This is a genomic window from Bradyrhizobium sp. CIR18, from assembly GCF_014198295.1.
GTDB lineage: Bacteria > Pseudomonadota > Alphaproteobacteria > Rhizobiales > Xanthobacteraceae > Bradyrhizobium.
Window position 1 is genome coordinate 245,874 of record NZ_JACIHF010000004.1, and the last position, 13,135, is coordinate 259,008.

The 13,135-nt window shown below is 58.7% G+C and carries 6 protein-coding genes; 1 reads left to right on the forward strand and 5 read right to left on the reverse strand.

The window, feature by feature from the left end; all coding sequences use genetic code 11:
• Positions 1-5: 5 nt before the first annotated feature.
• The 5 genes from GGD65_RS16970 to rfbC all read right to left on the reverse strand — a co-directional run bounded on the left by GGD65_RS16970 (position 6) and on the right by rfbC (position 10,439).
• A complete protein-coding gene (locus GGD65_RS16970; protein WP_409362746.1) occupies positions 6-5,867 on the reverse strand; it encodes a DUF4082 domain-containing protein in 5,862 nt (1,953 codons plus the stop codon).
• Between the two features lie 1,148 nt (positions 5,868-7,015).
• A complete protein-coding gene (rfbA, locus tag GGD65_RS16975) occupies positions 7,016-7,903 on the reverse strand; it encodes a glucose-1-phosphate thymidylyltransferase RfbA (protein ID WP_183235976.1) in 888 nt (295 codons plus the stop codon).
• Positions 7,812-8,801: a dTDP-4-dehydrorhamnose reductase gene (rfbD, locus tag GGD65_RS16980; protein ID WP_183235977.1), complete on the reverse strand. Its 990-nt coding sequence runs from the start codon at positions 8,799-8,801 to the stop codon at positions 7,812-7,814. Before rfbD ends, rfbA begins: the two co-directional genes overlap by 92 nt.
• Before the next feature lie 7 nt (positions 8,802-8,808).
• A complete protein-coding gene (gene rfbB, locus GGD65_RS16985; RefSeq protein WP_183235978.1) occupies positions 8,809-9,867 on the reverse strand; it encodes a dTDP-glucose 4,6-dehydratase in 1,059 nt (352 codons plus the stop codon).
• A 14-nt stretch (positions 9,868-9,881) separates the two neighbouring features.
• A complete protein-coding gene (gene rfbC, locus GGD65_RS16990; RefSeq protein WP_018316118.1) occupies positions 9,882-10,439 on the reverse strand; it encodes a dTDP-4-dehydrorhamnose 3,5-epimerase in 558 nt (185 codons plus the stop codon).
• Between the two features lie 349 nt (positions 10,440-10,788).
• Here rfbC and GGD65_RS16995 point away from each other — a divergent pair, with 349 nt between their 5' ends.
• On the forward strand, positions 10,789-13,128 hold the full coding sequence (locus tag GGD65_RS16995; protein WP_183236130.1) for an AAA family ATPase: 2,340 nt from the start codon (positions 10,789-10,791) through the stop codon (positions 13,126-13,128).
• Positions 13,129-13,135: the final 7 nt, after the last annotated feature.

Below are 13,135 nucleotides of genomic sequence, written 5' to 3' on the forward strand. Positions count from 1 at the left end.
GTCTCCTATGCTGCCAGCTGCGGCCTGAAAACTACGTCAACGCCATAGCTCGTTGAGTTGTAGGTGTTGGTCGGGAATAGGCTGTCCGTCCCGTACGCAAACACACCGTTGCCGCCGATCGATGACGACGATGGGGCCGTCAGCGGTCCGTTGGTAATCGCGTTTGCGAGCAGGCCCGGATCGGCCGCGTAATTCCCGGAGGTGTGATAGGACGCGACGTAGGTCGTTCCCGGCATGATCGTCACGGGCGTGGCAAAATTGACCTGTTGCCAGCCGTCGGCCGTTTCGCTGGTAAAGGTCGCCGTTGCCAGCAAAGTCCCGGTGCTGCTCCAGAGATCCGCGACGTGGCTGCCCGTGTTGGATGGACCCTTGTAAAAGCGAATGCCGACAATATCGCCCGGGGTGGACGTCTGAAACTTGACGCCAAGTTCCACCGACTTTGGATCATTGGCCGCCACAATGCTGGGCTCATCACTTGCGCTGAACAGGCGCACAGTCGTCGAAGACGCAGCGTTCACATCGAGAGAGACGAGTGCGCTGGCGGTACCACTATGGCCGTCGGAGATGCTGTAGTTGAAGGACGCCGGTCCCGTGTAGCCGGCCGTAGGAGTGAAGATCACGCTGTTGCTTTGGGCGTTGAAGCTGGCGACCCCGTTCGTACCGCCGCTCGCACCCGTGATCGTGAGCGTATTGCCGTCCGGATCGGTGTCGTTGGCAAGCAGTACCGAGGCCGGAATCGCAAAGGGGACGTTCTGCGTGGCGTCCAAGCCGCTGTCGTTCGCAGCGACGGGCGACTGGTTGGCGCCGCCGCTCGAGCTGTTGAACACCACATCGACCCAGTAGTTGCTTGCGCTATAGCTGCTGGTCGGCATCAGATTGCTTGTTCCGTAAGTGTAGAGGCCATTGACGCTCGCAGGAGCCGTGAGCGGACCGTTGGTGCGGGCGGTGGTGAAGTAGCTGGTGGTGGAGGCATAGTGGCCGTTGCTGTGATAGCTTGCGACATAGGTGGCGCCGGCCGTGATGGTTACGGGACTGCTGAACGTGACGGTCTGCCAGCCGCTGCTGCCCTCGTTCGTGAAAGTCGCGGTCGCCAGCAGCGCGCCGGTGCTGCTCCACAACGATCCCGTATGAGTGCCGAGGTCATTTGCACTCTTGAAGTACTTGATGCCGGTAATCGTGCCTGCCACGGAGGATGAGAATTGCACGCCGAGATTGACCTGAGATGTGTCCCCATTGGATCGCAGTGCGGGGGTGTCCGAACTCGAGAACAGGCTCACCGTTGACGGAACTGCCGACACTGCGATATTGAATGTCTCACTGCTCGTGAGATTGCCCAGATCGGCAGCAGAGACCGTAACGCTGAGCGTGCCAACGTTCGCAGACGTCGGCGTGCCGCTAAAGGTACGGGTCTGAGCATTGAACGTGAGCCAGGCGGGAAGGGCCGAAGTTACGGCGTAGGTGAGCGTGTCGCCGACATCGACATCGGTGAAAGTGCCGACGGGCAGCGTCAGAGAGAACACGGAGCCCACGGTCGCAGCCTGGCTTCCGGTCTGGATCGCCAGCACCGGCGCGTCGTTGGCGCCGTGAATGGTGACAGTAAGGGTGGTCGACGATGCGACGCCGGCGGCGTCCCGCATCGTATAGTTGAAGACATCGCTCAGCGTATTGCTCGACTGCCGCAGGGCCTGCACGGCCGCATCGTTCTCGCTCACCGTATAGGTGAAGGCACCTGAGGCACTGAGCAAGAGCGTGCCGTGTGCGCCCGCGAGAGGGGTATTGAATATCCCGTTGGTCGAGCCGAAGCTGAATGCAGTGACGGTCTTGGTGTCGCCGGAATCGGGATCGATATCGTTGGTCAGCACGTTGCCGATGGCGGGCGAACCGCCAGTGCTGTTGTTCGCGCCGCCCTTCTCGGTCGCATCCGCGCCGTCAGCAACCGCGGTTGGCGGCGTATTATTGGCGGCGGTGGAGCCGTTGAAGACAACATCGACCCAATAGTTGGAAGATTTGAAGCTGTTCGTCGGGAACGCGCTTCCGGCTCCGTAAATATAGACTCCGTTGCTGCCGGCCGGTGCCGTCAACTGGCCGTTGGTAAGCGACGTCGCGAAATAGTTCTGGGTACCGGAATAGTTGCCGTTGGTGTGGTAGGACGCGACGTAGGTGGTGCCTGCCGTGATCGCCACAGGGGAGGAGAAGTTGACCTGTTGCCAGCCGCTGGCGGTCTCGCCCGTAAACGTGGCGGTTGCAAGCAGCGTTCCGGTCGAGCTCCAGAGATCCGCAATATGGGAACCGGTATTGAGCGATCCCTTGTAGAAGCGCAGGCCCGTGATCGTCCCGTTCACCGATGCGGTAAACTTGACGCCGACTTCGACCGGGCTGCTATCACCGGAATTGGGAACGCTCGGCGCATCGCTCGTGCCGAACAGGCTCTGCGCGGAGGCCGGATAATTGACCTTGAGCGACACCTGGCCGGACCCGCTTTGGCCGCTCGTGTCCGTGATCGTGTAGCTGAAACTCGCCGCCCCGGCATAGCCGGCGGTGGGTGTGAAGGTCACGGTCTGGTTCTGGGAATTGTAGCTTACGCTTCCATTGGCCGCGTTGCTGACGCTGGTGAGCGAGAAAGCCAATCCGGACGCGTTGGTATCGTTCGCGAGCAGCGTCGATGCCGCAATATTCAGCACGCCATTTTGGCTAACCGTGAAGCCGCTGTCGGCATTCGCTTGCGGCGCGCTGGTTGCGGCGGAGCCGTTGAAGACGACATCGACCCAATAGTTCGAGGATTTGAAGGTATTTGTCGGGAACGTGCTTCCGGATCCGTAGGCATAGACCCCGTTGCTGCCGGCCGGAGCCGTCAACTGGCCGTTGGCAAGCGATGTCGTGAAATAGTTCTGGGTACCGGAATAATTGCCGTTGGTGTGATAGGACGCGACGTAGGTGGTGCCTGCCGTGATCGCGACGGGGGTGGAGAAGTTGACCTGCTGCCAGCCGCTGGCGGTCTCGCCCGTGAACGTGGCGGTTGCAAGCAGGGTTCCGGTCGAGCTCCAGAGATCAGCAATATGGGGACCCGTATTCGACGATCCCTTGTAGAAGCGCAGGCCGGTGATCGTCCCGTTCACGGATGCGGTAAACTTGACGCCGACTTCGATGGGACTGGTATCGCCGCCATTGGGGACGCTCGGCGCATCATTGGTGCCAAATAGGCTCTGCGCCGAGGCCGGATAATTAACCTTGAGCGACACCTGGCCGGTGCCGGTTTGGCCGCTCGTGTCCGTGATCGTGTAGGTGAAACTCCCCGCCCCGGCATAACCAGCGGTGGGCGTGAAGGTCACGGTCTGGTTCTGCGAATTGTAGCTTACGCTTCCGTTGGCCGCGTTACCGACGCTGGAAATCGAGAAAGTCAGCCCGGACGGGTTGGTGTCGTTCGCGAGCAGCGTTGATGCCGCAATGTTCAGCACACCATTCTGGCTGACCGTGAAACCACCGTCGTCACGAGCTTGCGGCGACGTCTGGCCTGAATCGCTGAAGACGACGTCCACCCAGTAATTCGCGGCGTCGATCGAGGACGCGTTGCTGGGGAAAGTCGGGTTACTGCCGTAGGCATAGACGCCGTTGAGGCTGCTACCGGGCGCGGTGAGCGCACCTTTCGTAATGCCGTCATAGTCGATGAAATAGAAGTCCGTCGAGGAATAGTGGCCGGTGTTGGTGTGATAAGAGGCGACATACGTGACGCCCGCTTGAACATTGACAGGCGTCGCGAAATCAACCTGCTGCCAGCCGCTCGCTGTTTCGTTGCTAAAGGTGGCGCTCGCGAGTAGCGTGCCGTTGGTGGTCCAGAGATCGCCGATGTGGGTGCCGGTATTATCAGGCGCCTTGTAGAAGCGAATGCCGGTGATCTTGCCCGACGCGGTAGGGACGAATTTGAGGCCGACTTCAACTGCGCCGGAATCGCCGTTTGAAATCACCGCAGGCGTGTCGGTCGGACTGAAGAGCGACAGGCTGGAAGACGGCGTGACCGTGTAGGTCGTGCCCGTACCAGGTGTTTGCAGGTTCAGGCTGTCGTCGATCGCCCTGGTCTTGAGACTATATGTCCCCTGGGCGCCTGTGATGAACGTATATGACCACGTCACGTTCGCCGCGCCGACGTTGCTGTTGGTTGGATGCCAGGTTGTTCCACCATCCGTGGAGATTTCGACGCCGGCGATCTTTCCCGCCGCGTCAGCAGCCGTACCCGTCACCGTGATCGATTGCCCTTCGACAACGCTGGTAGCCGAGAGATTGCTGATCGCAGAGGTCGGCGCCGTAGTGTCTGTGGACCGGATCGCGGCGACCAGGTTCGCCTGCAGCGTCGCCGGCTGAACCCCCATGTCGGCGAAGAGGTTGACCATCGCCTGCTGGACATTTGGGTCCACTGGAGTCGCAGGTCCGTCGTGGTCACTGGCAAGCGCCCACGGCCAGTTGATTGAACCGGCTGAGAATATCAGTGCGCCACTAACGGGATCTCGATGCAGCACGAGATTGTGGGTCGCCGTGCCTGCTCCGAACGTGTTGCCGTAATCAAGCAGATACTTTCCGTCCACATTGACTGTCGAAGACGAGACACTGACCAACCCCGCCGGACGGAATCCGTTGTCCGGCGCGACGTCCCATTCAACGCCCAATAGGCCGGGTACGAGCGAGGCGGTCTGTCCGGGTGAGGTTTGCGCGACGGCCGTATTGCGCCAGAAGCGCAACTGGGTCATCGAGTACGGTATCGTGATCGTATCGTACCGGAATGCGTTGACCGCAAACAATGTACCGGTCAATTCATTCGAGGGAAGAGGAGCACCAAACCGCGGGTCAGAGTAGTTGCCGGTCGCCTGTCCTGATGGATCAATCAGCGCATTTGCGTGCGTATCCTTGTAGCTGATGAGCGTGCGGTTGGCTGTTCCACTGCCATCGATGCTGGGTGCCAATCTTGTTTTCCAGAAAATTTCGTTGGCTGTGAGAAACGCAAGGTTCACACCAGCGTGCGCTGCGGCCTCTACGTTGGCGCGCTGCGCTTCGGTCCAGTACTCGTCATGCCCCGCGTCCATGAAGACTTTGTGATTGAGCAACAACGAGCCGTTTGTCGCAGCATCGATTCCAGAAATGTAAGAAACATCGTAACCGTTCTGCTCGAGCCAATAGATGGCCGCAATCTCAGCCGTGAACGGAGAGTCTCCCCCCTCGGAGAAGGTTCCAGTGCCGTCACGCGTCACCAGCGGGCGATTGTAACTGACCGCGTAGGCCGATCCGTTGACGCCCGGTCCGTTTCCGAAATAGAGGTTGGCCCCTCCCCAACCGTTGTAGGCTTGCCAGTCCTCATCACTCGTCTGCAGAACGATATCGCTGTGCGACGCGTCGTTCCGTATGATGAACGGGATCTGGAAAATCTCGGTGCCGTTGATGACGTTGGCGATGTAGACGCCCGAGGCCGCATCGGTTGGCACGCTCCAGGAATCGGTTATGCTCCAGTTGCCGGCATCGACGAGACCGGTCGACGGATCACGTAGTGCAGCGGGTTGGACGACCGCGGCTCCGGCCTGATGCTGCAGGCTCGTAACCAGCCGGGCACCATCGCCGCCGTAATAGCCTAGCCGGTAAACATCGACGTGATAGTTCGGGTTGCCCGTCAGATTGTTGATCTTGAATTGGACCGTCCCGCCGACATTGGTGCTGATTGCTGTCGCAAATCCCTGGGTCAGGGTCGAATTGTCGCCCGGCTGGATCTCCCAGACACTTCTCGGCGTGCCTGGCTTCTGGTTTTCCAGTACGGTGGGATTCGTGGGTGGATCGGAGACAATAGTGCCTCCCTGCCCATCGCTCTTGAAATTCCAATTCAGGTCCATCCCCGAAAACAGCAAAGTGGCACTTGCGGCACCGTTGCTGAAATCGACCACGCTGATATTCGAACTGTTGTCGTAGTGGACGGTTGCCGACATCGAGGATGTGAAGGGTAGATCCTTCAGGTCGATGAGGTTCCCCGGCGAAAGCGGCGCGCCCGGGGACGAACCTGCGATCAACCCGTGGAATCTGGCCGACTGATCGAGGACCAGCGTGCCAGCTTCCGTGTCGAACGACACGGTTATGCCGGAGAACGATCCATTCAAGAACTGCCCCGAAACCGAAGCTCCGATCTCCAGGATCGCCTTGTCTGCAATTTCGAAAGATCCCGTGCCTTTGACGTCGCCCTTAAAGTCCCCTGTAGCAATGCGATTACCAAGGAACGCCCCAACTTCGACAGTCCCGTTGTTCAGTACATCGCCTTCGACGACAAAGGGCGACCCGGCACCGATCGAAAGCGTCGCGCCTGCATCAACGACCAGGCTCCCAATATCAACACGGGCAGTGCTGGTGACGACATACGCTCCCGCCGCATCGAGCACCGCGGAGTCAATGATCCCTGGGACGCCGGCGCTCCAGTTCGTAGCGACATTCCAGACCCCGTCGCTCGAATTGGTCCAGTGGGTGGAGCTCGGGGTCGAAACCGATGATGATGTCGGCGGCGTCCGCTCGTTTGCTACAGTTGAGATCGTCGGGACCAAGCCCTGATGGCGGCTCGTCAAAGACGTCGAAGACAGCAGAGCAGACAATCGCGACTGGAAAGATGGGAAGAGACGGGGCAAGGCGCCGCGCGAGTCTGGCAGATCGCCCGAGCGGGGCCCAGACGACGCGCGGGCGAAACCGGCGTCCCCAGCTGGAAGCGGCAGACGCGAATCCTCGCTCGCCGAGGGATCAGCAAACGGTTGGCTCCAGAGGACGGATGGATCGGGGCCATCGAACGCATTCCAGAACGCCGATTCTGGCCAAAAGGCGGGGGAAAGTTCCCCTGGGAAAACGGCCCGGGCTCCCCGACCAAAGACGTTCGCCTTTTGCACAAGCATGGCTAAACCGATTAATTAAACGAGCCTTATCGATTTAATTCTATTTTAAACCGTCCGTCAATTCAATGTGCACATCATTCAGGTGATTTATAATTATCGGCTTGGTACCGCTATTATTGCGAAGCGTGATGCGGCAGCCGAGTGATTTCGTTCAGATATTTGCCATAACCGCTCTTCTCCAGCGGCTGCGCGAGCGCGCGCACCTGATCACGATTGATGAAGCCGAGTCTGAAGGCGACCTCCTCAAGGCAAGCAATCTTCATTCCCTGCCGCTTTTCTAGGGTTTGCACGAACATCCCTGCGTCGACGAGAGACTCGAACGTGCCGGTATCCAGCCAGGCAAACCCCCGTCCCATGCGCTCGACGTGCAGCGCGCTGGCCGAGAGGTAGCGCATCTGAAGATCGGTAATCTCGAGCTCTCCGCGGGGCGATGGCTCGACGCGACGAGCGTAGCGTACAACCCGGTTGTCGAAAAAATAGAGCCCCGTAATTGCCCAGTTCGAAGGCGGTCGGTTGGGTTTCTCCTCGATCGATACAGGGCGGTCCGCCTCATCAAACGCGACCACGCCATATCGTTCTGGGTCTCGCACGTGATAAGCGAAAACCGTGGCGCCTTCCTCACGTCCCGCCGCCTTGGCAAGCAGTTCACTCAGGCCATCCCCGAAGAAGATATTGTCCCCAAGAACCATCGCTACACGATCGTTTCCGATGAAATCGGCACCAACGATGAAGGCGTCCGCGAGACCGGCGGGACGGGCTTGTTCGGCGTAGCTGAGCCGAATGCCCCATTGGCTCCCGTCGCCCAGCAACCGCTCGAACTGACACCGATCGGACGGCGTGGTAATAATCAGAATTTCGCGGATCCCTGCCAACATCAACGTCGACAGGGGATAATAGATCATGGGCTTGTCATAGATCGGGAGCAACTGCTTGCTGACGACGCGCGTGATCGGATAGAGGCGCGTTCCGCTGCCGCCAGCCAGCACGATTCCCTTCAGCATTGGTTTCTCCTTCTCCCGCTAACTGATCGAGACAGGCTTTGAGCGAATGGCGCCAGGGCGCCAGTCGAATCCCGAACACGCGTTCGGCCTTGGATGAGTCGAGGCGCGAGTTTCGAGGCCGACGCGCAGCGGTCGGAAACTCTTCCGTCGTGATCGCCTCGAGCGCCGGAATCCGCTCTCCGCGACGGGAGCGCGCGTCGAAGATCGCCTGCGCAAAGTCGTACCAGTTCGTCTCGCCTCCGCCAGCAAGGTGAAAGATGCCGGCCGTCGCCCTGCGATCGTCCGTTACTGACCGTTCTGCGATCCGAAGCACGGCCTCCGCGAGGTCGAATGCACAGGTCGGATTTCCATGTTGGTCCCGAACAACCCTCACAATGGGCTGGCTCTCACATAGCCGCAGCATCGTTCGAACGAAGTTGCTGCCATAGGGAGAGTAAATCCACGAGCTCCTGATCACGGTCGCGAGCGGGTGCGCGGCCAAAACAGCAGCTTCGCCGGCGAGCTTCGAGGCACCGTAGACATTCAACGGCGCAGGAATGTCACTTTCGTCGTAGGCATCCGGTTTCGCACCGTCGAACACATAGTCGGTCGAGAGATGGATGAGTGGAATGTTCATCTGCCACGCGACATCTGCCAGCGCCGCCGCGCCATCGCGGTTGATGCTGAAGGCTTTCGCTGCTTCGGATTCGGCCTGATCTACCGCGGTGTAGGCTGCCGTATTGATGATCGCAGCCGGCGCGACCGACGCGATGAGCTTGTCGATCCCCTCGCGGTCCTCCAGATCGAGCTCTCGACGCCCGAGGGCCACCACAGGCAGACCGCGCATTGCACCGAGATCAAGAAGACACCTTGCCAGCTGACCATTCCGTCCGGCAATGAGGATGGGGCGATCTGTCATCTTCACCTCAGTTTTGGGCAGCCAGGAGACCCAGACGCGTGCCGTCATAGACACCGCAGCGAGCACGCTCCCACCATGCGCGATTCTTGAGATACCATCCGACGGTTTCGGCCAAGCCCTCTTCAAAGGTTCTCGTCGGTCCCCAGCCAAGTTCGCGATGTGCCTTCGACGCGTCGATCGCATAGCGCGCATCGTGCCCCGGACGATCCGGCACGAACGTAACCAGAGATCGTCTCGCTCCCGCGCCCGGGGACAATCGATCCAGCACGTCGCAAATCTGGGTGACGACCTCCAAGTTGGATCGCTGGCTGTCTCCTCCAAGATTGTACTTCTCGCCCGGTTTCCCATCGTAGAGCAGTCTTATCAAGCCGGTGGCATGATCATCGACGTGAAGCCAGTCGCGAATATTTCTGCCGTCGCCATAGACTGGTAGAGGCTTCCGATCGATCGCATTGAGGATTGTCAGCGGAATGAGCTTTTCCGGGAACTGGTACGGCCCATAATTGTTCGAGCAATTCGATACGATGACCGGCAGACCGTAGGTTCGAAACCACGCGAGCGCGAGGTGATCCGAGGCGGCCTTGCTGGCCGAATACGGCGAACTCGGCCTGTAGGGCGTGTCTTCGCGAAACAAGTCGTCGGGCCCTAATGAACCGTAGACTTCGTCCGTCGATACATGGATGAAGCGGAATTTCTTGCGTCTCAGAAGCGGCAGGTGCTCATAGTAGGTCCTGGCGGCCTCCAACAGCGTGTAGGTGCCAACTATATTGGTGTTGACGAAGGCGTCGGGCCGGGTGATCGAACGGTCGACGTGGCTTTCTGCGGCCAGATGTATGACCGCATCCGGCTCGTAATCGGCGAATGCGAGATCCATAACCTCGCGATCGCAGATGTCGGACTGCAGGAACGCATAAGATTTCCGCGTCTCGATGCTCGCCAGCGCAACTGGGTTGGCTGCGTATGTCAACTTGTCGATGTTGATGACCGCGGCACCAGTCTGCAGCACCAGACGGCGACACACCGCAGAACCGATAAAGCCCGCTCCGCCGGTCACCAGGATACGCATTCTACTCGTCTCCACTACTCAAAAACGAAACCAAGCTGGTTGAACGCAGGAAGGGTTTGGTCCTTTGGTGACACCTGAGCCTGAGAGATCGTCACGGGCCACTTGATCGCTAGCGTCGGATCAGCCCAATAGACGCCGCCGTCGTGGCTCGGGGCATAGACCTGGTCGACCTTGTACAAGACGACGGTCTTGGGTTGCAGCGTACAGAAGCCATGCGCGAACCCCTTCGGAATGAACACCTGCTCACCACTTTCGCTATCCAGCTGGATGGCGATATGCTTGCCGAAGTTGGGCGATGACCGCCGGAGATCGACGGCAATATCGAGAATGGCCCCGTTCAACACCCGTATGAGTTTCGCCTGGGCGAAGGGCGGTCGCTGGAAGTGCAGGCCACGTACCGTGCCGATGCGGTCTGAGCTGGACTGATTGTCCTGCAGGAAGTCGTGGAGGATACCCTTTTCGGCAAAGGCCGATCGCTGGAAGGTCTCACAGAAGTAGCCGCGGCCGTCGGCAAACCGATCTGTTCGAACTACTTTGACATCAGGGATCGCCAAGGATCGCAGTTCCAGCATTAGGTACTCCTGCCGGCCCTCACTTCAGAATCGGGTTTCCATGCGGAGGGCATAATCCCCGATGGAATTAATTCTTTGCCAGGCCAAACCGGCCCCTAACCATCGCATTATTTTTGATAAAAACACTGCATAGACCTTAAGTGACGGAAATACAATACTATTTTCCCACGATTTGGCCCAAAATGACGCGCTCATTGATTTTCGATCTCGTTTCAATTAATAGATGATTCATTTAATTTGGCAAGCAGATTTTTATAAGGTATATAATCCCTCGCCGCTTGGTACGTCCTTCTTGAACGCTGGTCTGCGGGCGGGCGGCCTCAACGTGGCTCAGTCGGATAGGTACGTGATGCTCCAGAACAATCTTCAACACACGGATAAACTACGGCTGGCGGTGAACGGGCTTGCTCAACCCGTCCAGGCAGACAGCGGTGGGATCAACGACGTCATCAATTTCGCGATCGGGCTTCTGCGACGCCAATATCTCGTGATCCTTGTCACTGCTGGACTCATCACTGCGGCCAGCGTGCTCTATCTCCGGCTGGTATCTCCAACCTATACGGCGCAGGTTCAGATCCTGTTAGCCAATCCAAGACCCCAGTTTGTCCAGCAGCAATCGCTCGTCGCCGAGCCGGCATACGATCTCGGTCAGATCGAGACCCAGCTTCAGCTCCTGAGATCAAGGGCAATTGCGGTTGCGGTGATCGATCAGTTGAAACTGACGGACGATCCGGACTTTAAGGCGTCGGGGCCATCTCTACAGTCGCTCTGGCAGCGAATCCGGTCATTTGCCTCGAATGGACCGAAGAAGGAAGCGCCCTCGGATACGCAGGGCGAACCATCGGACGCTATGGTAGACGCATTTCTCGGCCGACTTTCAGCGGGACGTATCGGGTACAGCAACATCATTGAGATCAGTTTCAGTTCGAGCAACGCGGTTCGAGCCGCGGAGATCGTTAACGCCGTAGCCAAGGCCTATGTTGCGGACCAGCTCAACGCAAAGTTCGACGCAAATCGCAGGGCAACAAGCTGGCTGCAGGAGAGGCTGCGCGACCTTGGTGACCAGGCCCTCACTGCACAACGGGCCGTCGACGTCTACAAGGCCCAGAACAATATTGTTTCTCTGGATGGAAAGCCCATCGACGAGCAGCAGATCACGGAGATCAACAATCGATTGGCTGCCGCACGCGCCCAGACCTCTGAAGCCACGGCCAAATTGGCTCGCTATCAAACTCTCCTTACCTCGTCCGATCCGAAAAATCCGGCCTCGATGGCCAATCTGGATGCCGTCGGGGCCGATGCGCTGAACAGTCAGATCATCACGGGGCTGCGCCAGCAGTATCTAGAACTCATGAGACGCGAGGCCGAGTTGTCCGCCAGGGTCGGTCGCGACCACCTGGCAGTCGTCAATGTCCGGAATCGCGCGCGAGAATTTCGTGTCTCCATTTTCGACGAAGTCAGAAGACTTGCCGAAGTCAGCCGAAGCGAGTTCGAACTCGCCAAACAGCGCCAGGAAGAAGTCGAAAAGCAACTGTCCAAGTCCGTTTCGCAGTCTCGTTCAGTCAATTCTGCCGAGTTGACTATCAAGGATCTAGATAGCCGGGCGAAGGGCTTGCGCAGCCTGTACGAGACCTTCTTGCAGCGTTACATGGGCTCCGCACAGCAGGAGACATTTCCTGTCTCAGAAACACGGGTCCTTTTTCCCGCTTCGCCACCGCCCAGCAAGAGCAAGCCAAAGACAAGGCTGGTACTGGCGCTGGGCATCCTTGGCGGTCTTGGAGTGGGCATCGGCTTGGCGCTCCTCAGAGACCTCATGGACCGCGTCTTTCGTACCTCCTCCCAACTGGAAACTGTGTTGGAATTGCCTTGCCTATCTATGGTCCCGTTGTTACCCGCCCGCAAGTCTCCGAAGCCGTCAGTTCGGCTCCTGAAAACCGATGATGATAACCAGCAGCGGATAGTTTCGTCTCCAACCGCAATTCACCGAACCGTGGTCGGGATGCCGCTATCTCGATATACGGAGGCAATTCGTTCTATCAAGCTGGCCATCGACCACAATCCGGCGAAAATCTCCTCCCAGGTCATCGGCATTACCTCGGCCCTGCCGAATGAGGGGAAGACCACGATTGCGGCCTCGCTCGCGCAATTGATCGGGCACACCGGCAAGAGAGCCATCATCGTCGACTGCGACCTCAGGAATCCCTCACTAACAGCTATCTTTGCGCCCAAGGCTGTCAGCGGAATCATCGAAGTTGCAAACGGCACCCGGTCTCTGGCGGACGCCATTTGGCGGGATCCGACAACCAACCTTGCATTCTTGCCCGCCGTGCGGCGGGGACCCCTGCTTCACACCAGCGAAATTCTTTGCGCGGACGCGATAAGCAAGCTGTTCGACCGTTTGCGAGCTGACTATGACTACGTCATCGTCGACCTTCCTCCCCTGACCCCGTTGGTTGATGTCCGAGCCACTTCATCTCTCATCGACTGCTACATTCTGGTTGTTGAATGGGGCCGTACCAAAATAGATGTCGTGCAGCACGCGCTGCACACAGCACCCAACATTCACGAGTCGCTCATTGGGGCAGTGCTCAGCAAAACCGATACCAAGGCAATGGCTCGATATGACGGTCATCGGAGCTACTATTATCATGACAGCCACTACATCCGTTATGGACTTTCCGGCTCTTGAGGCTGTC